Origin of the sequence: Galactobacillus timonensis (genome assembly GCF_900240265.1) — a bacterium.
Classification (GTDB): Bacteria; Bacillota_I; Bacilli_A; order Erysipelotrichales; family Erysipelotrichaceae; genus Bulleidia; species Bulleidia timonensis.
The window spans coordinates 573,325-597,643 of the sequence record NZ_LT964739.1 but is presented as its reverse complement, the minus strand read 5'-3'; the positions used below and the strand labels follow the sequence as shown (position 1 = coordinate 597,643).

Here is a 24,319-nt window from a genome sequence, read left to right as displayed (position 1 = left end):
GCTTCACATGGATGTGAAGCGGTCCAGCATAATCCAGGCGAGGGAATAATAGCTGACGACACCGACAAGGTCGGTGATGGTTGTGATGAGCGGCCCGGAGGCGACCGCCGGGTCGACGCCGATCTTCTTAAAGAACATCGGGACGACGGTTCCTACCATGCTCGATATGAACATGGCGAGGATGAGGCTGGCACCGATACAGCCGGATACCAGGAAGGCCTGGGCAAAGGTATAGTGCTTGGCCAGAACAATATAGATGCCGGCGCCGAAGAAGGCGATGACGCCGAGGATGAGGCCGTTGATGAGGCCGGTTTCCATCTCTTTGCGCAGCAGCTTTCCTTTGGCGCTGGACTGGAGGTTTTCATCCATGAGGACACGGATCGTGACGGCAAGCGACTGGGTGCCGACGTTGCCGGACATGTCGAGGATCATGGACTGGAAGGCCATGATGATGGTGAGCCGTGCGACGACGGTTTCATAAGCTGAGACAACCGAGGACACGACCATCCCCAGGAACAACAGCAGGATGAGCCACGGGAGACGTTTGCGTACGCTTTCCTTGACCGGTTCGTTGAGATCTTCTTCTTCACCGAGACCGCCGAGTTTTGCGTAATCATCACCCATTTCGTCATCGACGACTTCGACGACGTCGCTTGCGGTGACGACGCCGAGAATTTTGTTGTCGCGGGAGAGGACAGGGATCGATTCCTCGGAATAGTTTTCAATCAACGAGAGGACATCAGAGATCTTTTCCGTCGCATAGACCGAAGGATAGGCGGTGACGATGATGTCAGACAAAGGTGTATCCTTGCGGGCGATGATCAGATCCTTCAATGAGAAGGCGCCGGCAAAGATGCCTTTTTCATTGACGGCGTAAATAGTTGAGATGTTGTCGTGGGTCGCGGCCTGGGCTACGACCTGTTTCATGGCTTCGGGTACGGTGGATCCGGTATGGACGGTGATGAAGTTGGTCGTCATACGGGATGCGATCGTATCTTCTTCGTATGCCGCGAGTTTGGTCAGGTTTTCGCGGACATCGATGTTCATGTGCGAGAGCCATGACTCTTTCTTTTCGCTGACGGTGTTCTTCAGAAAGTCGACGGCATCATCCACTTCCATTGCGGAAAGGATGCGTGCCGCCAGGTCGTCAGGCAGTTCTTCGAGGTAGTCTTCGGCGTCCTCGGTTTCAAGATATTCAAAGATATCAGCGAGCCGGGGCAGATCGAGGGAGCGCACAAGCTTGATGCGCTGTTCCTTCGTCAGCTGCGGCAGTACGGCACCGATATCATATTCATGGTAGTCGTCGAGTTTGTCGCGGAGCTGCTCCGGGTTTTCGGTGGTCTCTATAATCTGGAGAATTTCTTTGAGATGTCTCTGATCGATCTGTTCTGACATAGCGTTTCTCCTTTGATACGTTCCTATTCAGTATAGCGATGGTTTATGAAAATCAGCTTTGTTTTTCGCTTTCGATCTGCAGAAGTTCGCACGAGATGCAATACTCCTGCTGTAGCCAGGGGTCGTCGAGGTCAAGGCGGGTGGTACGGATGTGATCGAGGCGGTAGGCGATGGTGTTGCGCTGGACATGGAGGCGGCGGCTCTCTTCACTGATATAAGGGGCGATGTCTTCTTTGGACAGGGAATAGAGGAGGTCGAGGTGCTGGCAGCTTCGATACGTCTTCAATGGTCCTTCTTCGCTGCCATGGATGCGGGCAAAGGATGCCTGATGATCATACTGTCGAAGCTGATAGAGGTCGTGGAAAGGGGCAGAGAGGCCAGCGGCTGCCCTGTGCTTTCTGAGCCACGCGGTGACTTTGGAAACCGGCATGCCCTGATCCGGGAATAACAGGACGAGGAGATGGTCCTGGGCAATGGCAGTGATGCAGGAAGGAAAGAGACTGTGCAGCTCGTCGCGGAACGTATCTTCGCCGGCGTTGTAGCTTTGGATTTCAGATGAAGTGATGCTCAGGCACTGCTTTGCGGCAACGTTATCGAGACCGGTGCCGGATACCATTTCAAGGAAGTGAAGGCGGTCAACGAACTGCTCATTGAGCAGACCTGTGACGATATCTTCGGCAGTCGTGGTAGATGACTGTGAGGAATAGGAACGCTCCGATAGGATGCGCTCAAAGAAGCGGCGTACGATGCGGTTCTTTTCTTCAGGAATATCTTCAAAGGAAGTGCGGTTTTCGCCGAGATTGAGATAGCCGACAAGACGATCATGGAAGACGAGACGGTAGAAGCGGCGGCGGTAGGGCGGGATTTCGTCGATGGTCATCTGGTTTGGGTGACTGGGATCGTTGAGCCAGTGGCTGAGAGTGGCACCGAATTCGATGGTGATGTACCCGCGCTTGACGGCGTTGATCCAGATCGGATCGGGTAACTCGAGATTCCTTGACCAGGAAACGATGGCCAGGGATGGTGCGATGACCACAATGGGACAGCCAAGATAGGCGGCGCAGGTTTCAGTGTTATGGTCGATGTCCTTGTCCGTCAGAAGTACTTCAACCAGCTGATAATCTTCATTGTTCATGATGCACAAATCATCCCATAAAAATTAGGAAACGATAATAGTGAAAATCTTCATAAGTTCAGTAACATGATTGGTGTAACCGAAAAGAACTCATGAACAGCCGGAAAATAAAGGCGTGAATAAGCTTGTGAAAGGTTCGCATATATTTGTCATATATGCACAAAGGAGAAGAACTATGAAGTGGGATTTTGAAGGTAAGACAGTTGTGATCACAGGTGCTGCACAGGGTATTGGCTATCAGGTTGCCAAGGGTGTCGTTGAAGGCGGCGGCCATGCGGTGATTCTGAATCTCAATGAAGAGAAGGCAAAGAAGGCTGCGGAGCAGCTTGGCAATGCGGATGCCTATAAGATTGACTGCGGCAATCCGCAGAATATCCGTGCGGTAATGGTACAGGTTCTGAAGGATCATCCGAAGGTGGATGTTGAGATCAACGTTGCCGGTATCATTTCCCGTCCGCAGTTCCAGGATGTGACGGATGCGGAATGGGAGAAGGTAATCCGCATCAATCTGACCGGTGTGTTTACGATGTGCTCCGCTATCTATCCTTACTTTATGGAACATGGCGGCGGCCGTATCGTGAACGTTGCGTCGGTTGCGGGCAAGATCGGCGGCGGTCTGATGGGTACGAGTGCGTACGCTGCTTCGAAGGCTGGCGTCATTGGTCTGACGAAGGCAATTGCAAAGGAAGGCGGCAAATATCATATTTCGTGCAACGCTGTCTGCCCGTCTCTGACGAAGACGCCGATGACTTCTGCTTTGACGGAAGAGATGCAGAAGCGGATCATCTCGATGATTCCGCTGGGACGTGCTGCAGATCCGAGTGAGCCGGCACAGATGATTCTGTTCTTCGCAAGTGATGCGGCGAGCTTTGTCAACGGTGAGATCGGTGACTGCGACGGCGGTATCGTTCTGGATTGATCGTCGTTATGCATAAGTTTCACTATAAAAGGTTTCCGGGCGACACTATCGTTGTTCCGATGGTGATCGGCGTTCTGCTGAATTCGTTTGTGCCGCAGTTCCTTGAAATCGGCAGCTTCTGGGCCGCAATGACGAAGAACGGTACGGCGCCGTTAGTTGGTGTGTTCCTGTTCTTCATTGGAGCGTCGATGAACATCCGTTCAACTGGCAGAGCTGTGGCAAAGGGTACGGTCATCATTCTGACCAAGATCGTGCTGGCAGTGCTGCTGGGCTATGCGGCGGCGTTCCTGTTCAATGACAATATCTTTGGACTTTCGTCGCTGGCCATCATCGGTGCAGCCGGTGCGGCAAACAATGCGCTGTACAGCGGCATTGTGGCGACGATGGGCGATGATTCTGATAAGGGTGCTGTTGCGATCACGGATCTTTCGGTGGGACCGATTGTGACGATGATTGCGCTGAGCTCGGCTGGTCTTGCGTCGATTTCGGCTGGCGCATTGATCGGTTCATTCCTTCCGTTAGTTCTGGGTATTGTGATTGTGGCATTATTCCCTGGTCTGAAGCCGGTACTTTCGCAGGGTACAACGCCAATCATCATCATGGTTGGCTTCGCTCTTGGCTGCGGCATGTCGCTGTAGCAGCTTCTGGCAGGCGGCCTCTCAGGAATTCTGCTGGGTGTAATTACGACGATTGTGATCGGTATTGTGACAGTCCTTGTGGAGGAGCTGATCTTCCATGAAGGAACTGCCGCGGCCGCGATCTCGAGCTGTGCCGGTGCCAACATCGCAAATCCGAATGCGCTGGCAGATGCGGATCCACGGTACGCAGCCATCGCTCCGACAGCGACGGCACAGATTGCGGCAGCCATCATTGTGACTGCCTTCCTGACGCCGTGGTTCACTGCCCAGGTTGTAAAGTTTGATCAGAAGCGCAAAGCTAAGAAACAGCCGGAACCTGTAAAGGCCTGAACCTTCACGATTCCCGCAGCAGGTATCAGCGATAATAAAAAAGCGGTTTCTGCAATGGAGAAATAACTCTCTGCAGAAACTGCTTTTTCTGTTCAAAAAGTAAAATATCGAATACAAAAAAGTGAATAAATATAATAACTATACGCAAAAATGCAAGTGTTTCTGATGACAAAGTAAATAATAATTCGATATACTTTGGATTAAATTGATGGAAAGGTATCTTTAATGAAGCACTGGTTAAGACAAATATTGACTGTAACAACGGCACTATTCATGGTTTTATCTGCACAGCCTGTTAAAGCAGATGGACCGGACAAGACAATAGAATATGATGGATCATCTTATGTAGTTACAGAAGGTGAAACCACGATTTACCTGTATTGTCTGTAGAATGGCCTAAAGTGGCCGGATTCGGCGGAGCCATACCAGGAGATCAGCTTTCAGGACTTCTGCCTTGCAAATGGATTAACACAGCAAGCAGACATTGATAATCTTGCGGATCAGCTGAAGCGAGTGATTTATGCGGGTTATAACAGCAATGGCTTTGGGGCGTTTTCCGAAAAAAACCCAACGCCAATTACGGATGATGATTTTAACAAGCTTTTGAGTTTATCGGATGATGATCCGCTGCGTACAGATTTTCCCGATACCATTGGAACAAAAATTTGATAACTTAAATCAAGCCTTTTTTGGAGATTTCTTCGATAAATTCATAAGCTTCAGAATTTTTCTGATCGGGCACCACGAAAAGAGGAGACAGGCTCCCCGGTTTTGAAAATTTGTTCTATAATCTGCTCAGGAACGGAAAGTTGAGCCGTTCTTCATAAGCGAATAAATTACTACCAATAGTTTATCCGCCGCAGCGATATTGGCAGCTTTGGGCTTTAATGGAGATGCAGCCTGCTGCCTTTTCTTTTGGTTGAACTGATAAATAGAATCTCCCTTTTTCAGTCTGTAGTTGCACGTGACTGCCAGATAAAGAAGACACCTCAGATGTCTGTTCCCTTTCTTGGATATAGCCAGGTGGGTTCCATCCTTCTCACCTGACTGATTGATCTTCGGATTCAGTCCTGCATATGCTACGATGCCCCGTGCATTTCTGAAACGTGTGACATCGCCGATTTCCGCGATGATCCGTGCCGCGATGTTCCTGCCAATTCCAGGAATACTGAGCAGAATCGCAAAGGAAGGAAGCTTACTGGCATCTTCGATCAGTTCCTCAAGGTATGTATTGCAGAGCTCCATCTGCTCCATGAGTTCATTGATCATCTGAGGAAACTGCTGTACTTCCACACTGTCCGCATCCACGCCGGAATAACATTCCTCTGCACACTGATACATCTTGTGAACGATATTTTCAGTGAAGCCTTTCTTATGACCTGCGGGCTTCCGGATCGCTTTCACAATGGTTTCCTCCCTGTGCCTGAGAAGTAATGATGGATGCGGATATTTCTTCAGCACCTCCATCGGAACCGAATCGTAAAGGCTTGCATGCCCTTTGAAGCACTTATCCATGCGCGGATAGATCACATCCAGCATTGCCCGGAACGTGCATTTCCGCTGACGCAGGATCTTCAATTCGCTCTCATACATGCGATTCTTTGCCCGCAGACGTGCATATGTATCCGATTCATTCTGGTGGCACTGGAGATGTTCTTCCTGGTAATACACTTTGGCGATATGGGCACAATCCGCATTGTCTGTCTTATTGCCATGAAGGTTCGTCTTCCGATAAGCTGCAGACAGCAGTGGCGGAACGACAATGTAAGGATTTCCTATATCATCAAGATACTTCTGGAGACAGCGATGGTAGATGCCGGTCGCCTCGAATACTACCGGGACTGTATCAGCTTCGCTCTTCTCCTTCACCATCTCAATGGTTTCAGACAATGCTTCAAAGCCATCTTTCGTATCGTTCAGCACTTTCGGCTTCCGCAGGGAATGGCCTGCTGTCAGCCACGGCTGATAGTGGCAGTTGCCTTTTGAGACATCTACCGTGATAATTGGTCCGTCCATAAAAGAGCCTCCTCTGGCATAAATGTCTGCGGTAAAGCTTCCCTGAACCTTTGCGACAGCTGATTTTTCTGGATTAGATACGGCATGCCTGAATACTTCCGGCTGCACATTTTGATTAAGCTGGCTATATCACAAAAGGGAAGCAGGACGTTTTTTGTTACTGGCTTATCGTTCGATAGCTTAAAAAAAGCGGCGTCCTTACTTTTACCCAGACCTTTCCGGTATATGCCTATACGCAGGAAAGGCCAGGAATACATCCAGGTAATCCTGACCTTACCATTGTAGATTCATATGCTCATGACAGCTCAATCAGGACTGGATTCTTCCTGATTTCATAATAGAAAAAATTTACTTATGAAGCGGACAATTATCCAAATCAAGATGAATTGACCGACCTGGGTGCTTTTGTGACTGCAGTTATTAACCTGAAGGGGACTACCAAATCGGGGATGACCGCGGCTGATATTGAGAGACTTCCTTTTTATTCTGCAGCTTCAAGTTATGTGTATGCTCCAGGATATTCATCAACGCCCACTGCCCTGTTAACGGAAACGATGAAACCTTACTGGAGTACAAGCTATGCTGTATGGTCGATGATGGACAGTGCCGGAATATCTGGCACCAAAAGTATTTCAGCGGTTGGATTGGGAAAAGAATTGCTGAAGGAAGCTGACGCTTCGACCAAGAGTGTTTTAACAAGCGCGCCTGCTGCTTCTGCGCTCGGTTTAACACAGAATGCTGTGTTTACCCAAAAGGAAGACAAGACATGGGTTTCCAGTCCAATAACATTCACGGCCACTGGAATAAGTACGTGGTTTACTTTAAACCTTCCGGGAAATATTCACACAACCAACGGTGTAACTGAAGTTAAATCAGGAGAAACATTTACTTTGGTCAGCGAAAGCGAGCCGGATGAGGCAGTTGAAATATCGGTTTCTTCTGATGTTCCCTGGGTTGATGGAGACCTTCGCGTATATAAACCATCAACTAGTAATTATCAGAACATGGTCGGTTTGAAGATCCAAAAAGAGACGATGAATATCTCTACAACGATCAGGAAAGAAAGCGAGACAACAAGCATTTCATTCACAAAGAAGTGGGAAGATTCGAATAACGCGAGTGGCACCCGCCCGGATGTTTCGACGTATGCAGGTTATCTGACTCTGAAGGAAAGTGGAAATGAACTGACTAACTACGATCCTGAAATAACAGATAACGGGGATAATACTTATACAGTTACCTATTCTGGTCTTCCAAAGGCACTGAATGGGAACGAAGCTGTCTATAGCGTTCTGGAAAAAGAAATTGCAGGCTATTCCAGTGATGTTCAGGAAGTGAAAGATGGGGAAACACTTACCAATACGAAAATTCCTGATCCTACACCAATGCCCACTGCTACACCAATACCTTCGGCAGTTCCCACAGCATCTCCTACAGCAACAGCTTCTTCTACACCTGTAACGACTTCAACAGCAGCTCCAGCTACTGTATCTCCAGCTGTTTCTGTAAAAACTGTTCCAAAGACCAGTGCAGAAAATTAAGCAAGATGTTTTCTTCAGATTCGATTAATAACAACGTGATAAACCGGGATTGATTACGATTCCGGTTTTCATGTGCTTGAATTCATTCTTGTAACTGACATATATGGGCAACGTAAAAATAAAAGGCCGGATTTGCACACGGGTGCTAATTGGCATACGATTATGGCAGTTCCGACAGGAACTTAGAAAGTATGCTCAGGCAGGCAGCTGTGTACTTGGTGCGTGGTGGCCCTGCACTGCTGTCTGCCTAAGTCTAGGGCCACCACCCCAATGAACTCAAAGCCGAATCGATTCAAATCCCGGCGTAAAACGCCCTGGGATTTGTTGCCTGTCCGCACTTCTTCCGACGACTTTATTCGGAATGACGTCATAACCCATTACAGCCAGCGTCATCAACGCACCAAATGATATCTACGAAAAGATCGACCTTCTGTTAAATCTAGGTTTTGAAACGCCTGAAACGCTTAGATACAGAACATTGTTTGCCGGAAAGAAGGCAAAATCAGGGGGGCGATAGCACCCGTGTGCAAATCCGGCCTGAAAAATAATGGCCTGGCAGCGAATGTGCTGTCAGGCCTTTGATGATCCTGTTGTGACTGTGTCTGTTACTTGATGTAACTGACGGCACTGTTACCGGCAATCTGTCCGAAGACGATGATGTCAGTGACTGCTGTTCCGCCAAGACGGTTGCCGCCATGGACGCCGCCGGTTACTTCGCCTGCTGCGAAGAGGCCGGGGATGGCGTTTCCATCGGTGTTCAGTACTTCGGCGCTTGTGTTGATGCGCAGGCCGCCCATGGTGTGGTGGATGCCCGGGGTTACCTTGATGGCATAGTAGGGAGTGGTGTCGAGCGGTTCGGCGAAGCTGGTTCTGCCAAAGTCAGGATCCGATCCGGCTGCGACATATCCGTTCCAGGTTGTCAGTGTATCAGCTAAGGCTGTTGGGTCGATGCCGATCTGCTTTGCCAGTTCTTCCGGCGTATTGCCTGTGAAGGTGTAGCCGGCATCGATATAGCCCTGAATGACAGCGGACGCATCTACCATCTTCTGATCGATGATGAGCCATGCGCTGGAATCGGTCTGTTCGATTTCGGCTGCGGATACCTTGTCACGGGTGCTCACTTCGTCATAGAAGCGCTTGCCTTCCTGATTGACCAGGATGGCGCCGTCGCCTCTGAGTCCTTCGGTAATCAGATGTGCGTTTCCATCGTCGTCAAGATGTACGGTCGGATGGATCTGGATCTGATCCATGTCAACGGTATCGGCACCGATGTCCTGGGCCATGACGATGCCCTGTCCCTGTGCTCCGGCGGCGTTGGTTGTGCAGAAGCCGGCAAGCTCAGGCTTGTATTTGGTGACCATGTCCATGTTGGCACCGAATCCTCCTGCCGCATCGATGACTGCCTTTGCGTTGATTGTCACAGTATTTCCTTCGGCGCCTTCGGCTTCTACGCCGATGGCGGCGCCTGTGTCATCTGTCAGTATCTTCTTCGCGGTTGTGCTGTACATGATTTCGATGCCGCGATCTTCGACGTTCTTCTCAAGAATCGGAACGATGTAGGCGCCGACGGCCAGCTTCTTTCCATCGGCATCCTGCGGTGAATGGATGCGTTTGACACTCGCTCCTCCAGCCGCACCGACCAGGGTCAGATCTGCGCCGTGTTCGTGGAGCCATTCAATGGCGCCTGCGCTGTTATCTGTCAGTGTCTTGACGAGATCGGGATTATTGATGCCGTGTCCGCCGATCATCGTATCCAGGGCCATCAGCTCCGGGGTATCGAAGTATTCGGACTGATCCCCGGCCTGCCAGTCATCCCACTGCTGCTGGACGGTAGCGGCCAGGGCCGTGATGGTTTCGTTGTCTGCCCAGTCGTTCTTAGCGGTCTCAAGTGTCTTCTCGACGCCAGCCGCTTCGTTGAATTCCATCTTCTTCTGCTCTGGCGTTCCGGCAGCGTTCAGTCCGCCGGTGGAACGTACGGTGTTTCCGCCTGCCATCGGCTGACTTTCCAGGATGATGACGCTCTTACCGGCATCGGATGCGGTGATCGCAGCTGTCATTCCTGCGCCGCCGGCACCGATGATGACGATGTCTGTATCCTTGGTAACGTCTTCCGCTGCGGCTGCGGTGGATGATGTTTCCTTTGCCTGCAGGTCGGAAGGCTCCAAACCCGCTTCCTTCAGAGCTGCGGTCGCGGCTTCGATGATGGCCTTGGAAGTGATCGTTGCCCCGGATACCGTGTCGACATTGACGCTGTTGGAATCGATCATTTCCTGCGGCAGGGCATCGATGGCCTTGGAGCCGATGCCTTCGGTTTCACCCGGGCCTTCAGCCTTGACATCGGTGATGACGCTGTCCGTCAGAGTGAGTGTGACGGTGACAGGGTTGGAGTTTCCACCCATGCCCACAGCAGTGCCGGTAAATGTGCCGGAGACGCCGCCAGACGATTTGTCGCCAGTGGAGCAGCCGGACAGGGCTAGAGCGATGGCAAAGAGGCCGGAAACTGCGGCTTTTGAAAAGCGATTGTCTATCATATTCTTTTCCCCTCACGGAAAGCAGGCTGTTCATTGACTGGATCTGTAATGATGAATGAAGCTGCCTGCTCTTTCACGGATATTTTAGCAATCCAATATTTTGCGAACAATAGATTTCCTGGGTGAAAAGAAAATTGAAGAATGGTTCAGAAGGGAAGAAAAGCCCAGACGATTGCGACGATCAGACTCGGCAGCATATTTGCGACCGAGATCTTATTGGGAAACAGAAGATTGACGCCGACGCAGGCAATCAGAATATTGCCCACATAGGAAAGATTGGCCATTGCGGCATCGGTCATTAAAGGCGCCGCAATCGATGCGAGAATCGTAACGGTTCCCTGCAGAATTCCGACCGGAATGGCGGAGAAGATGGCACCGGATCCAAGCGCTGCCGCCATGGCAAAGATGATGATGAAGTCAAGAATGGCCTTGGTAAAGAGGATGGTATGGTTGCCATAGATTCCATCCTCGATCGATCCGATAATTGCCATGGCCCCGATACATACGGTCAGAGAAGCTGTCACGAAGGCGGTGACGAATCCGGAATTGTTGGCGTTGCCCGTCCTGTTGCGAAGCCATACGCCAAAGGAAACGAGTTTTCCCTCAATATCAAGCAGCTCTCCTACGACGGTTCCAATCAGTAGGGAAAAGATCATCATCATGGAGCCCTGCGTCGAAAGGACGCCGCTGTCGATCTTGAGCATCTGGGCCAATGCGCCGCCGACGCCAAGGAAGAACGTCATGACACCGCAGGTCCCCATGATGCCTTCCTGACTCTTTTTCGAAAGAAGCTTACCGCACAGGCGCCCCAGGATACCTCCCAGGACGATGGCGGCCATATTTACAATCGTACCTAAACCCGGCATATGTCCCATTCTAGCGCGTTTAGGAGATGGCTGTGGAAACGGGAAATGAGGAGCGAATTTGCGGCTGCCTGTGCCGTTTTTCACATGAGAATGCTATAGTAGGAAAGGTTCGAATTGAAGAGGAGAACAAACATGTCAAAACCTGTAGTACTGGTAGTAATGGATGGTGTCGGCTGGACGGATGTGGATCATGGCAACGCCGTGATGCATTCCTATAAGCCGCAGATCGATGAACTGATGACGAAGTGGCCGCATACCACAATCAAGGCAAGCGGCACAGCGGTAGGTCTGCCGAGCGATAAGGATATGGGTAACTCGGAAGTTGGTCACAATGCCCTTGGCTGCGGCCAGATCTATGCCCAGGGCGCAAAGCTCGTGAATGAGTCAATCGCGTCCGGAGCGATTTATCAGTCGGATGCGTGGAAGAAGGCGGTTGCCTATGCCAAGGAACACGACGGGAAGCTGCATTTCCTGGGTCTTCTGTCGGATGGCAACGTTCATTCCAACATTTCGCATCTGATTGCGATGATGGGTGAAGCCAAGAAGGAAGGCATTCATGAAGTCCGTGTCCACGCGCTGCTCGATGGCCGTGATGTTCCGGAGACGAGTGCACTTCAGTATGTCGATCAGCTTGAGGACACGATCAAGGGCCTCAACGATGATGCGTTCCACGCATGCATCGCTTCGGGAGGCGGACGTATGGTCATCACCATGGACCGCTATGAAGCTGACTGGTCAATGGTAGAGAAGGGCTGGCACATCCATGTGATGGGTGACGGTCGTCAGTTTGGTTCTGCTCGTGAGGCGATTGAGACGCTGCGTAAGGAAGGCGGCTATACGGATCAGTATCTGCCGGGCTTCGTGATTGCCAAGGACGGTAAGCCGGTCGGTACGATTGATGATGGTGATTCTGTCATCCTCTTCAACTTCCGCGGTGACCGTGCAGTTGAGATTTCCAAGGCCTTCGATTATATGGACAAGGGCTTTGACAAGTTCCCGATGCCGAAGAAGCCGAAGGTCTTCTACTGCGGCATGCTGCAGTATGACGGCGATCTGAAGCTGCCGGCAAACTTCCTCGTGGAGCCGCCGCATATTGAGCATACGCTGTCGGAGTATCTGGTTAAGAAGGGCGTTAAGAGCTATGCCTGCTCGGAGACGCAGAAGTTCGGTCATATGACGTACTTCTGGAACGGCAACCGTTCCGAAAAGTTTTCGGAGGAGCTTGAGGACTGGGAAGAGGTTCCGTCGGATATTATTCCCTTTGATCAGAAGCCGTGGATGAAGGCGACGGAAGTTACGGAGAAGATGATCTCTGCAATCGAGAGCGGAAAGTATCAGTTCCTGCGCTGCAACTATCCGAACGGTGATATGGTCGGCCACACGGGCAACTATGAGGCAACGATTATCGGTGTCGAAAGCGTTGACCTGAATCTGCGCCGTTTGATGGATGCCTGCCAGAAAGCAGACTATACGCTGATGGTGATGGCGGATCATGGCAACTCGGATGAGATGCTGGATGGCAAGGGCAACCCGAAGACGTCGCATTCGCTGGCCCGGGTTCCGTTTGCCATCTACAATGGACCGGAAGGTGTTGAGATCAAGGATGGTGACTTTGGTCTCGCCAATGTTGCCGCTACGGTGGCAAAGCTGCTGGGATTCGATGATGTGCCTGAGCAGTGGCTCGAATCGATCATTAAGTAAGCAAGACGCAGGATACTCCTGCAAAAGGGGACTGTTGATGAGACAGTTCCTTTTTTTGAAACCTGTGGCAGCCTCAGCATCCTGCTACAATCATGGCATGACTTTTGAGGCGAAGGATGAGGAACGCTGCGGCGTCATCTATACGATTGAGTTTGATAAGGACGGCAATCTGGTTCGCTGGGACAGTCGGCCGGTTTTAAATGCGGATCCGCATCATCTTCATGAAGGAAGTTCACGAAAAGCAGTCAGATTTCTGTTTTCAATTGCAGGTGTGCTGGCAGTTGTGTTTTTGGTACTGAAATTTGGTGTAACGGTGCCGCTGGCGGTACGGATCATGGTGCTGGCCGGCGCCGTTGTCTTCTTTCTTTGCGGCATCATCATTTTGATTCGAACGATGAATGCGGATGGAAAATGGGAGAGCAGTCAGGAGTTTCTTTCCCACTGGATTATCGACGCCAGAAAACATAAAGGTTATAAGTACCATGACGGTCCGGGTTGTTACGTCATTGCGACATACCGTGATCCGCTTAATGATTTCGATGATCTGCTGCATTATGACAATGTCTATGTCGGCCAGTCGCTGACCGTGTATCAGCGGGTGTATAACCATTTCGCCGGCCGCGGCAATGGGAAGGTGTATGGGGATCTGAAATATGGCATGTATGCCTATGTACGCATCGTTCCCTGCAAACGCAAAGAGCTGAATACGATGGAGAAAAAACTGATTCACCTTTATCATGCGACGCATTCGTACAATATGACAAAGGGCGGTGCCTCGAACTGGAAATAGTTACGAGAAGCACAAAGCTTCAAAATCAACAAATTGTTGCCAAACAAAAGAATAAAAAAGGGATATAAAGATCAGGTCACGATTACAAACAGGATGATGGGGGAACACGATGAAGATTGGAATGATCGATGTTGGCGGCGGAATGCGCGGGGCCTTTGGCTGCGGCGTCATGGACCGGTGCCTGGATGATGGAATCATGGTGGATTATGGCATCGGCGTATCGGCAGGAAGCGCAAATCTCGTTACTTACTTTGCGCATCAGAAAGGACGCTGCCGCCAGTTTTATACTGATTTTGCCTTCCGCAAAGAGTACATGAGTTTTTCCAATATCCTTCATGGAAGAAGCTATCTGGATCTGGATTATATTTATGGGACACTGTCAAATTCCAACGGTGAATATCCACTGGACTTTGCCAGGGCAAAAGCGGAAAACAAAGAGTTTTATATTGTCGCCTGCAATGCCGTTACCGGCGCGCCGAAGTACTTTACGCTCGATGACGGGATGGCAGCGGATCATTATGATGCTCTGAAGGCGTCCAGCTGCGTACCCATTGCGTCGAAACCGTTTGTCATTGATGGTGTTCCCTATGTGGATGGCAGTCTTGCGGATCCGATTCCGCTGGATAAGGCACTTGCGGATGGCTGCGACAAGGTGATTCTGATTTTGACGAAGCCGAAGGAACATATTACTCAGTCCACAGCCTACCGTCTCAGTGAAAAGTGGCTCCGTCGCAAAGGCTATCCGAAGGCCGCGGAAGGTATGCATGAAAAGAGCGAGCGCTATAATACGGCGCTCGATAAGGCGATGCAGCTGGAGAAGGAGGGAAGGGTACTGATTGTCGCTCCCAGCTCCATCGAAGGCATGCAGACACTGAAGAAGGATCATGCAGCGATTGATAACCTGTATTGTCATGGATATGAGGAGGGAGAAACGGTGAAGCAGTTTCTTTCAAAGTGATGAATGATCAGGATACGAATGCTGAGACCATTGACCGCTGGTTTCCATCCTGTTTCAAACTGCTGGGTCAGGGAAGTGAAGCTGATCTTCCGGGAATGTTTTTGTATTCTTTGTAAAGGCAGTCTTTTCCTGGGAAACTATGATCCTGGCATCCATCGTCTGCCTTTGATTCGTTAAAGAACCCGGATCAAAGAAAACGACTGGAAATGAGCGAGAGCGGCATGCAGTTTTCACATATGCAGAGAAACAGATCGATGGGCAGTTGGAAGCCGGTTTCGTTTTGACAGATTTGTTTGAAGACTATAATGGGGATGGTAAGTTGCCAGAGTAGTGAAGCCGCAGAAATAAAAAGAAAGTGAGAAACTGATCATGACAAATGAAAACGATATTTTGAGGGTGTTGAAAAGCCGCCGTTCCGTCCGGAAATATACGTCACAGGTGGTGGCGGAAGATCTGCTGGATCGGATCGTTGAAGCGGGACTATATGCGCCGACGGGGATGAACCGCCAGGCTGTCATCATCCTGAAGATTACGGATCAGGCAACGGTGCGTCAGCTTGGACACATCAACGGGACGATTATGGGGACAGGAAACGATGCATTCTATGGGGCTCCGGCAGTGCTGTGCGTGCTGGCAAGGAGAGATAATCCAACCGGTCTTTATGATGGGTGCGCCGTTATTACAAATATGCTGAATGAGGCAGAATCTCTGGGTCTTGGCTCCTGCTGGATTCATCGTGGTAAAGAGCAGTTTGAGACAGAAGAAGGAAAGAGTATTCTGAAGCGTGCTGGCATCGATCCGGATACCTATATTGGCATTGATAATGTCATTGTCGGATACTCGGAGGGTGAAAAGATGGCTGCACCGGCAAGGAAAGGAAACCGTGTCTACTCCATTCCGGCGGCCGGAAAATAGCGATTCTATACTATTGAATTTATCCACGTATCCCTTATACTGAAGATGGAAAAAGGGTCACCAGTGACGGCTTCCCTTTCCGGTTAGCAAAAATGACCGCTAACTTTCAAGTGCTAGGCGGTCATTTTTTTGAACCACGTCCAACCCGTTAACCAAGGCTGAACGCAGAGAGAACGATTCCAATCAGTGAAACAATCAGACCCATTTCCTCAATTGTCATTGGATACCTCCTTACCGGAAATTCAATAAGGGAGGCCCGGTACAATGTTCTCACCTCCCTGATGCCTTATACTGCACACCGGAAGGACAGCCGCCACCGTATAGTGACCGATGCAGAGATTTCTCTCCACACTAATTACTTAGACGGAGAAATCGAAAGTTCCCAAAAAGGTCCTGTGAGCTATTGGAACAAATTGATCTAAGCGTCAATTGAAATTATCTTTATATCTTTTATACTGAAACTGGAAAAGGGTCACCAATGACCGCTGCCCTTTCCGGTTAGCAAAAATGACCGCTAACTTTCAAGTGCTAGGCGGTCATTTTTTTGAACCACGTCCAACCCGTTAACCAAGGCTGAACGCAGAGAGAACGATTCCAATCAGTGAAACAATCAGCCCCATTTCCTCAATTGTCATTGGATACCTCCTTACCGGAAATTCAATAAGGGAGGCCCGGTACAATGTTCTCACCTCCCTGATGCCTTATACTGCACACCGGAAGGACAGCCGCCACCGTATAGTGACCGATGTAGAGATTTCTCTCCACACTTATTACTTAGACGGCGAAATCGAAAGTTCCCAATTCGTTATTATTGATGAGGTTAAATACGTGATGATGAAAATACTGTTTGTATGCCATGGCAATATCTGCCGCTCCCCGATGGCAGAATTCTACATGAAGGATCTTGTGAATAGAAACGGTGATGCGGACCGGTTTGTGATTGAATCTCGTGCTACGACGCGGGAGGAGATACCTGCGGGACGCGGGAATCCGATCTATCCACCGGCGTTGGACCAGCTGATGATTCACGGGATCGGAACGAAAGACAATGAGCTTGGGGTTCATGCCAAAGGCGCACGCATGATACAGGCCAAGGATTACTGCGACTATGATCTTCTCATCGGCATGGATGAAGAAAATATAGAAATGATGCGTGCGAAGTGGAACGATCCGGATCATAAGATTCATCTTCTGCTTTCCTATGCTGGGCTGGACCGCAGCGTAGCGGATCCCTGGTATACGCGCAATTTCCAGGATGCATGGGATGATATTGTGCTTGGCTGCAATGCGCTTTATCAGGCTGTATCAAAATGACAAAAAAAACAGGCGGAGCGATTTACTCTGCCTGTTACTTGATCGGGATAATGGTTGCGGAAGCTGCGTCCTCTTTCGCGATTTCCTTCTGCGCTTCCTCTACCTCAGACTTTACGGTATCTGTACCGGAAACATCTTCGATACGGACAACGGACTGCTCCTCTTCCTGAATCATCCGCGCCTGTTCAACGAGACGCTGATTTTCTGCGGAGCTGTAAGAGCCGCTGGCAAGATCTTCCGGACGATAGTAAGTGGATGGCTCAGTACCTCCCACATAGATATAACCAATCAAAGTCTGACCATAACGGGGACCGTAAGCAGGATACCATCCTTCGCTGTAGCCGCCATTCATGCCGCCTTCACGAATGTAGACGGACTGACCGTCTTCCGATACGGCGGTAACGTAACCGACATGGCCAACCCATACAACAACCGTATTGGCAGCCGGAATCGCAGATACGTACCAGCCCTGGGAAGCAGCGTTGTAAGCCCAGTTGGTTGCATTGCCCCAGCGAGGCAGTTCCGTACCGGTTGACTCATAGACCAGTGCCCATGCGGACCATGTACAGTTGGACCAGCCGCCGGAATATGGGTTGTTCCCTTCAGCAGAAACAATAGATTTAAAACCAATGGTCCCGCCGAATACAAGGATCATGGCCATGAAAGCGGCCAGAATTTTTTCAAGTAATTTTTTCATCGATAGCCTAAATTTTATACAATCTTAAGGAATGAATCAACCCTTGATTTTTTTTGAGCATTCATGACGGAAAATCCGGATCCGTATAGTATTCTTTATCAAAACGGAGGTTAATTATGACTTACGATATTGCGATTATTGGAACGGGGCCTGCGGGCCTTGAAGCGGCAATTACCGCTACCATACGAAAAAAGAACATCATCCTGATTGGATCCAAGAATTCAAGCGTAAAGGTTGAGAAGGCACATACGGTGCTGAACTACCTTGGCCTGCCGGAAATTCCTGGCTCTGAAATGGCAAAGCGCTTCCTGGATCATGCGGCTTCCATGGGCGTCTCCATTACGGAAGATCAGATTACGGCTGTCTACAGCATGGGCTCTTCCTTTGTGCTGCAGGGCGCAAAGAATTCTTATGAAGCTTCCAGCGTCATCCTTGCGACGGGTGTCGTCAATGGCAAGCCATATCCGGGCGAAGAAAAATATCTTGGCCGCGGCGTCAGCTATTGCGCAACCTGCGATGGCGCTTTCTATAAAGGAAAGACGGTTGCAGTGATCGGTGGCAGCCCGAAGGAAGAAGACGAAGCAAAGTTCCTGTGCGACTATGCCGCAAAGGTACTGTACTTCCCGCTCTACAAAGATGAAGTATCTCAAGGCGGCTATGAGGTGGTACGCGAGATGCCGCAGGAAATTCTTGGTGAAATGAAGGTGACCGGCTTAAAGACCAATGCCGGGGTCCACACGGTGGACGGCGTTTTCATTCTGCGCGAAGCCATTGCGCCAGGCCAGCTTGTTCCGGGACTGGAAACGGTTGGGCCGCACGTGAAGGTCAATATTGATATGAGCACGTCGCTGCCGGGACTGTTTGCGGCGGGTGACATCGCCGGACTTCCTTATCAGTACATTAAGTCGGCGGGACAGGGAAACATCGCTGCTCTTTCAGCCGTCAATTATCTGACGCAGCAGGCCTTGAAAAAATGAACATTTCCGCGATGCATGATGAAATCAATTTCCGTGACCTTGGCGGTATCCGTACAGCGGACGGCCGCCAGATCCGGGAAGGTCTGATCTACAGATCCGGCGGCCTTTATCTGATGAATGATGAGGAGAAGGCCTTTTTTCGCAGCCTCAATATCCGCTGCATCCTGGATCTAAGAACAGCGGAGGAAGAAGCTGCCAAACCAGATCCGGAATTTGAAAACATAACGATGCTGAGACACTCTGGCGTCGTTAGCACGGGCGGGGAACAGATTGATTTTTCCCCTGCTGGCATGCACCGGATCGGAAAAGAAGGCATCGATCAGCTGCACCGGCTGGAAGGCTATTATGTAGCGATGCCGTTTCATAATGAAGCCTTCCATGTTCTGGTCAATGCGATCAAAGAACGAAATGTTCCGCTGGTGTTTCATTGTGCAACCGGAAAGGATCGCACTGGCGTCGCGGCGATGGTTGTAGAAGCGCTGCTGGGCGTTACTGAGGAAGTGATCCTTAAAGATTATTTGTTAAGCAACGTCTATTTTCAGCGCCGCATTTCCGCATGCATGGAACAGGAGGCGCAGCGCATCGAATCCCATCCCGAGGCCAGGCAGCTTTTGTTGATGCAGAAGGGTGTGCGGCCTGAGATCGGCGAAGCTGTTCTTGCCGAAATGAAAAAACGCTGCGGAAGTCTCGACAACTATGTTCGTCAGGAGTACAGCCTCAGCGATCATGATGTTTCCCAAATCAGGGATTATTATCTGGAACAATGATTACTGCCTGCAGCCTCATGCGCTGCAGGGTTTTTGTAATACTTCATCGATCATCTGCAGCAGCTCTTCTTTGGATGAATAGGATGCTATGTGGAAGTAAGGATCCCCTGTTAACATGGCGGATAACTGTGTTTCTGCGCTGCGATAGAAGATAAAGACGGGCTTATTGTATTTTTCGGCGTATGCCATCTCATAGCCGACACCGAGAGACGGGTGTGTACACTCGGCGATGACGATGTCGCAGGCCTGAATCCATGCCGTATCCTGAGCATAGATGAGGGCATCCTTTTTGCGGCCCTGTTCTCTGGTAGATCGGTTCATGTTACCGACCTGTTCCGTCAGAACATGATCCGTCTTATTGATGTGACAGATGATTTCGTGATACAGTGCCGCATCTTCGCGGCCGCCGCGGATACTGCCGGCAAAATAGACGTTTTTCATAATACAAGTATATGCGCTAAGATTAGGACATTGGGTGAGGGTTATGAAAAAAGAAGATCTGGAACAGAAAACAATACGTTCCCAGCGCATCTATGAAGGTGCTGTCTTTCAGATACGTAAAGATGAGGCACAGATGCCGGATGGCTCGATTGTTTTGCGTGAGGTGGTGGAACATCGCGGCGGCGTTGCGATTGCGCTGCACGATACGGATGATACGTTCTTTCTTGTGACGCAATGGCGCTATGCGCAGCGTAAGCCGATGCTCGAATTCCCGGCCGGAAAGAAAGAGATTGGTGAAGAACCATTCCAAACGGCGCAGCGCGAGATCGTTGAAGAAACCGGTTTTGCAGGCAAGGAGTGGCATTATCTTGGCCAGATGGTACCGACGCCTGCCTATGACGAAGAAGTCATTGACATGTACTATGCTGAAAAAGGAGAGTTCCTTGGCCAGCATTTGGATCCGGATGAGCAGCTCAATGTATCAAAGATGAAAATCGATGATCTGATTGAAGAGATTAAAGAAGGAAAAGTCACCGACGCCAAAACAATGGTGATGGCTTTCCTGGTTCGCGAATATATGGGAGAAAAACGATGAGAGCGATTACGATTGAAGACGTTACGAAATATGCGGTGCCCGGCAATCTGACCTGGAACCCGTCCCGGACGGTTGCCGCCTTTGAAGTGACGCGCAGCCAGCTGGACAAAAACCAGTATCAGACGGATATCTGGCTTTATGAAAATGGAGAGGTGCGTCAGCTGACCGCCGGCCTCTCCTCGGGCATACTTGCATGGAATGATGACTGTCATCTGTATCTGCGCCGCTCTTCCAGCGATACAAAGCCCGGCTATACCGATGTATATGTCATTGATATTCATGGTGGGGAGGCGATCCTTGTGGGGCAGCTGCCGTTGTTAGTTTCGCAGATGAAGAAGCTGGCCTGCGGGAAATGGGCGGTGACCGCGACCATTGATGCAGGGCACCCTGATTTTTATCGGGAAACTGAACGTGAACAAAAAGAATACATCGAAGCAGTGAAGGGGGAAGAGGACTACGAGGTGCTCGATGAGATCCCTTACTGGATCAACGGCCGTCACTTTACCAATAAGAAGCGGCAGGCTTTATTTCTGATGGAACTGGATCCACTGAAGCTGAAGCGAATTACGGAGCCGCTTTTTGATGTTGCGGACATGAGCGTGGATGGAGATACTATCTACTTTGCTGGAACGAAATGGGATGGCAGTCAGCCGCTCATGAACCAGGTTTACCGCTGGAAACAAGATTCGGATACGATCGAAACGATCTATGGCAGGAGTGATTATCAGTTTGCTTCGCTGTTTGTTTTGAATCATCAGCTGTATGCGCAGGCCTCGGACCTCAAGACGTATGGCGTCAACCAGACAGCCAATATCTATCTGGTGACGAAGGATATGCTTGTGGAGAAATATGTTCCTTCGGTATCGCTCAATAATTCGGTGATTGGAGATACGCTGGACATTTCCAGTTGTCAGGATGTTTTTAAGGATCATTTCTACACATTCGCAACAGAAGAGGATCATACGGTGCTGTATGCCTTTGATGCGTCGTTCCATTGTGAAAAGCTGTGGGAGCGCGCCGGGACGCTGGGCAGCTTTGCGATCAATGAAGAGGAAATCGTTGTCATTTACCAGGATTGGAAGGCGCCGGCCGAAGTTTATTCACTGAACCGGAAAAATGGTGAACTAAGGAAAGTTTCCAGCTTCTGCGATGATGTGATGCGTGATTGCTACGTGGCAAAACCGCAGCGGATCGATTACGTCTCCGGTGCGGATCAGCTTCATGGCTGGGCGCTGCTGCCGGAGAATTATGATCCGCAGAAAAAGTATGCGGCCATTCTGGATGTGCATGGAGGACCACGCTGCGTCTATGGCGAGACATTCTTTCATGAGATGCAGGTTTGGGCAGCCAAAGGTTACATTGTTCTATTTACCAATATCCGCGGTTCCGATGGGCGCGGCGACGCGTTTGCGGATATTCGCGGCAAATACGGGGATGTGGACTATAAGAATCTGATGGACTTTGTCGATGCTTCCTTAGCGGCCTATCCTTCGATTGACCCGGATCGGGTATGCATTACGGGCGGCAGCTATGGCGGCTTTATGACGAACTGGGTCATTACGCATACGGACCGTTTCTGCTGTGCGGCTTCGCAGCGTTCGATCTCAAACTGGGTGGCGATGACGTTCATTGCGGATATCGGGCCGTGGTTTGACAGTGATCAGTGCGGTGCAGATTCACCGTTTGACTATGCGAAGCAATGGGATCATTCGCCTTTGAAGTATGTGGAAGGCGCAACGACGCCGACTCTGTTTATTCACAGTGATCAGGATCATCGCTGCCCTCTGGAGCAGGGGATGGCCATGATGCAGGCGCTGGCTTATCAGGGCGTCGAGACGAAGATGGTATTGTTCCATGGGGAGAACCATGAGTTGTCGCGCTCTGGTCTGCCGAAGCATCGCCTGCGGCGCTTAACAGAGATGACAGCGTGGTTTGATGCCCATACAGGGGAAGGCAAATGAAGACAGGTATTATCGGTGCGATGCAGGTTGAGATGGATGTGCTCAAGGATGCGATGCACGTGACAAATGAATTGACGATTGCGCAGATGACGTTCTACGAGGGGACGATCGGAAAGAGTGAGGCCGTCGTGGTGCGCAGCGGCATCGGCAAGGTGAATGCGGGAATCTGTGTACAGATTCTGGTGGACTGCTTCGGTGTGGATCAGGTGATCAATACGGGTGTCGCCGGTTCGCTGAACAATGATCTCAACATTCTGGATGTCCTTGTATCGAGAGATGCGATCTATCACGATGTGGATGCGACGGTATTCGGCTATGCGCCGGGCGAAGTGCCGCAGATGGGACATGATGTGTTTCCGATCAAAGCCGATGAGCGGCTGCGGAGGCTGGCGCTTCAGGCGGTGAGGAACGTGGCGCCTGAAGTAAATGCGAAAGAGGGTCGTGTTGTTTCGGGGGACCAGTTCATCCGCGATCCGGAAAAGAAGAAGTGGATCCGTGATACATTTGCGGCAGACTGCTGCGAGATGGAGGGGACGGCAATTGCGCAGGCGAGCTGGCTGAACCATGTGCCGTTTGTGATCCTGCGGGCGATTTCGGACAAGGCTGATGGTTCGGATATCATGCAGTACGATCAGTTTGAGGCAATTGCGGCAAAGCACTGTGCAAAGATTACGCTTCGCATGATGGAGGAAATGGAAGATGCGTAAGATTCTGGTTGTCGTCGATATGCAGAGGGATTTCATCGACGGGTCTCTTGGCACAAAGGAGGCGCAGAGCATTGTTGAGGCGGTGAAGGAGAAAATCCGCACCTATGAGCCGGAGAATGTGGTTGCGACGCGTGACACGCATCCGGAAAACTATCTTAAAACCTATGAGGGTAGACACTTGCCGGTGGAGCACTGCATTGAGGGAACGGATGGCTGGCAGTTGTATCCGGGCATCGATGAACTTCTGTCTGGCTGCGTGATCTTCGATAAACCGACCTTTGGTTCCGTGAAACTGGCGGAGTATCTGAAGAAGCTGAATGCGGCAAGTCCGATCGAGGTTGAGATCGTGGGTCTCTGTACGGACATCTGCGTGATTTCAAATGCGTTATTGATTAAGGCATATCTTCCGGAAGTGAACATTTCACTGGATCCGAAGTGCTGTGCAGGTGTTACGCCAGAGTCGCACGAAGCGGCGCTGACGACGATGCGCAGCTGTCAGATTCAGATTGAGGAATAAGGCAAACCTTCTTATAATAGGCGATGCGGGTTCGTTTCCCGTCGTCAGTAGCGGCTACCTGACGTAAAGCTAAAATAAGGAGATGTTTGAAAATGAAAACGAAACAAATGGCGTACATTGCCATGATTGCGGCAGTGTACACGGCGGTGTCGCTTGCGCTTGCGCCGATCTCGTTCGGCATGATGCAGGTGCGCATCGCGGAAGCCCTCACGATGCTGCCGTTGATTTATGAGCCTTCGATCTGGGGCGTGACGCTTGGATGCTTTCTGACGAATCTGCTCGGCGCCATGACGGGCGTCAATCCGACAGGAGCGATCGATGCGGTTGTCGGTACGCTGGCAACGCTTGGCGCGGCGTACTTTACCTGGAAGTTCAGAGACAGGAAAATCAAAGGGGTTCCGGTATTATCCATGGCGATGCCGGTGATCTGGAACTTTGTGCTTGTCGGGACGGAGCTCGGGGTTTTGTTCCCGGTATCGGACCATGTGTTTGCGAGCATACTGATCAATGGTGCCTGGGTCGCGGTCGGCGAAGTGGTGGCGGTGATTCTGGGACTGATCCTGGTACGGATGCTGGCGAAGACGAAGCTTTTCCCTGAAAATAACTAA

At 50.5% G+C, this 24,319-nt stretch carries 21 protein-coding genes and 1 pseudogene; 15 read left to right on the top strand and 7 right to left on the bottom strand.

The window, feature by feature from the left end; genetic code table 11:
* Positions 1–3: 3 nt before the first annotated feature.
* Together mgtE and C1714_RS02785 are read right to left on the bottom strand one after the other, a co-directional pair.
* Positions 4–1,395, bottom strand: coding sequence for a magnesium transporter (gene mgtE / locus C1714_RS02790; RefSeq protein WP_102341760.1), 1,392 nt, complete (start codon positions 1,393–1,395; stop codon positions 4–6).
* A gap of 52 nt (positions 1,396–1,447) precedes the next feature.
* Positions 1,448–2,530, bottom strand: coding sequence for a CdaR family protein (locus C1714_RS02785; RefSeq protein ID WP_102341759.1), 1,083 nt, complete (start codon positions 2,528–2,530; stop codon positions 1,448–1,450).
* A 175-nt stretch (positions 2,531–2,705) separates the two neighbouring features.
* Here C1714_RS02785 and C1714_RS02780 point away from each other — a divergent pair, with 175 nt between their 5' ends.
* Together C1714_RS02780 and C1714_RS02775 are read left to right on the top strand one after the other, a co-directional pair.
* On the top strand, positions 2,706–3,449 hold the full coding sequence (locus C1714_RS02780) for an SDR family NAD(P)-dependent oxidoreductase (protein WP_102341758.1): 744 nt from the start codon (positions 2,706–2,708) through the stop codon (positions 3,447–3,449).
* Between the two features lie 8 nt (positions 3,450–3,457).
* Positions 3,458–4,417: pseudogene (locus C1714_RS02775) on the top strand (2-keto-3-deoxygluconate permease).
* A 795-nt stretch (positions 4,418–5,212) separates the two neighbouring features.
* On the opposite strand, the gene C1714_RS02770 reads toward C1714_RS02775, so the two are convergent.
* Entirely contained in the window at positions 5,213–6,433 is a 1,221-nt protein-coding gene (locus tag C1714_RS02770) for an IS110 family RNA-guided transposase (protein ID WP_102341757.1), read from the bottom strand.
* Positions 6,434–6,819: 386 nt separating this feature from the next.
* On the opposite strand from C1714_RS02770, the gene C1714_RS02760 reads away from it, so the two are divergent.
* Positions 6,820–7,974 carry a Cna B-type domain-containing protein gene (locus C1714_RS02760; protein ID WP_135567870.1) on the top strand — a complete coding sequence of 385 codons (1,155 nt, stop codon included), beginning with the start codon at positions 6,820–6,822 and terminating at the stop codon, positions 7,972–7,974.
* 605 nt (positions 7,975–8,579) lie between these two features.
* On the opposite strand, the gene C1714_RS02755 is transcribed toward C1714_RS02760, so the two are convergent.
* Together C1714_RS02755 and C1714_RS02750 are read right to left on the bottom strand one after the other, a co-directional pair.
* Positions 8,580–10,505, bottom strand: coding sequence for a flavocytochrome c (locus C1714_RS02755; RefSeq protein ID WP_102341754.1), 1,926 nt, complete (start codon positions 10,503–10,505; stop codon positions 8,580–8,582).
* A gap of 146 nt (positions 10,506–10,651) precedes the next feature.
* A complete protein-coding gene (locus C1714_RS02750; protein ID WP_102341753.1) occupies positions 10,652–11,371 on the bottom strand; it encodes a DUF554 domain-containing protein in 720 nt (239 codons plus the stop codon).
* A 132-nt stretch (positions 11,372–11,503) separates the two neighbouring features.
* Here C1714_RS02750 and gpmI point away from each other — a divergent pair, with 132 nt between their 5' ends.
* From gpmI to C1714_RS02725, 5 genes are all read left to right on the top strand, one after another.
* Positions 11,504–13,072, top strand: coding sequence for a 2,3-bisphosphoglycerate-independent phosphoglycerate mutase (gene gpmI, locus C1714_RS02745; protein ID WP_102341752.1), 1,569 nt, complete (start codon positions 11,504–11,506; stop codon positions 13,070–13,072).
* A gap of 97 nt (positions 13,073–13,169) precedes the next feature.
* A complete protein-coding gene (locus tag C1714_RS02740; RefSeq protein ID WP_167849904.1) occupies positions 13,170–13,862 on the top strand; it encodes a GIY-YIG nuclease family protein in 693 nt (230 codons plus the stop codon).
* A gap of 109 nt (positions 13,863–13,971) precedes the next feature.
* Positions 13,972–14,820: a patatin-like phospholipase family protein gene (locus C1714_RS02735; protein ID WP_102341750.1), complete on the top strand. Its 849-nt coding sequence runs from the start codon at positions 13,972–13,974 to the stop codon at positions 14,818–14,820.
* Positions 14,821–15,189: 369 nt separating this feature from the next.
* On the top strand, positions 15,190–15,735 hold the full coding sequence (locus C1714_RS02730; protein ID WP_102341749.1) for a nitroreductase family protein: 546 nt from the start codon (positions 15,190–15,192) through the stop codon (positions 15,733–15,735).
* A gap of 831 nt (positions 15,736–16,566) precedes the next feature.
* A complete protein-coding gene (locus C1714_RS02725) occupies positions 16,567–17,049 on the top strand; it encodes a low molecular weight protein-tyrosine-phosphatase (protein ID WP_102341748.1) in 483 nt (160 codons plus the stop codon).
* A 34-nt stretch (positions 17,050–17,083) separates the two neighbouring features.
* Here the strand turns inward: C1714_RS02725 and C1714_RS02720 are convergent, their stop codons facing one another.
* Positions 17,084–17,746: a CHAP domain-containing protein gene (locus C1714_RS02720; protein WP_102341747.1), complete on the bottom strand. Its 663-nt coding sequence runs from the start codon at positions 17,744–17,746 to the stop codon at positions 17,084–17,086.
* 116 nt (positions 17,747–17,862) lie between these two features.
* On the opposite strand from C1714_RS02720, the gene C1714_RS02715 reads away from it, so the two are divergent.
* Complete coding sequence (locus C1714_RS02715; protein WP_102341746.1) at positions 17,863–18,723, top strand: NAD(P)/FAD-dependent oxidoreductase; 861 nt, start codon at positions 17,863–17,865, stop codon at positions 18,721–18,723.
* Positions 18,720–19,490 carry a tyrosine-protein phosphatase gene (locus C1714_RS02710; RefSeq protein WP_102341745.1) on the top strand — a complete coding sequence of 257 codons (771 nt, stop codon included), beginning with the start codon at positions 18,720–18,722 and terminating at the stop codon, positions 19,488–19,490. The genes C1714_RS02715 and C1714_RS02710 overlap by 4 nt, the downstream gene beginning before the upstream one ends.
* Positions 19,491–19,505: 15 nt before the next feature.
* Here the strand turns inward: C1714_RS02710 and C1714_RS02705 are convergent, their stop codons facing one another.
* Positions 19,506–19,931: a nucleoside 2-deoxyribosyltransferase gene (locus tag C1714_RS02705; protein WP_210115240.1), complete on the bottom strand. Its 426-nt coding sequence runs from the start codon at positions 19,929–19,931 to the stop codon at positions 19,506–19,508.
* A gap of 43 nt (positions 19,932–19,974) precedes the next feature.
* On the opposite strand from C1714_RS02705, the gene C1714_RS02700 reads away from it, so the two are divergent.
* From C1714_RS02700 to C1714_RS02680, 5 genes are all read left to right on the top strand, one after another.
* Positions 19,975–20,526 (top strand): NUDIX domain-containing protein, encoded by a 552-nt coding sequence (locus C1714_RS02700; RefSeq protein ID WP_102341744.1) that lies wholly within the window; start codon positions 19,975–19,977, stop codon positions 20,524–20,526.
* Positions 20,523–22,487, top strand: coding sequence for an alpha/beta hydrolase family protein (locus tag C1714_RS02695; protein WP_102341743.1), 1,965 nt, complete (start codon positions 20,523–20,525; stop codon positions 22,485–22,487). The genes C1714_RS02700 and C1714_RS02695 overlap by 4 nt, the downstream gene beginning before the upstream one ends.
* On the top strand, positions 22,484–23,194 hold the full coding sequence (locus tag C1714_RS02690; protein WP_102341742.1) for a 5'-methylthioadenosine/adenosylhomocysteine nucleosidase: 711 nt from the start codon (positions 22,484–22,486) through the stop codon (positions 23,192–23,194). Before C1714_RS02695 ends, C1714_RS02690 begins: the two co-directional genes overlap by 4 nt.
* On the top strand, positions 23,187–23,711 hold the full coding sequence (locus tag C1714_RS02685; protein WP_102341741.1) for a cysteine hydrolase family protein: 525 nt from the start codon (positions 23,187–23,189) through the stop codon (positions 23,709–23,711). Before C1714_RS02690 ends, C1714_RS02685 begins: the two co-directional genes overlap by 8 nt.
* A 92-nt stretch (positions 23,712–23,803) precedes the next feature.
* Positions 23,804–24,319, top strand: coding sequence for a QueT transporter family protein (locus C1714_RS02680; RefSeq protein WP_102341740.1), 516 nt, complete (start codon positions 23,804–23,806; stop codon positions 24,317–24,319).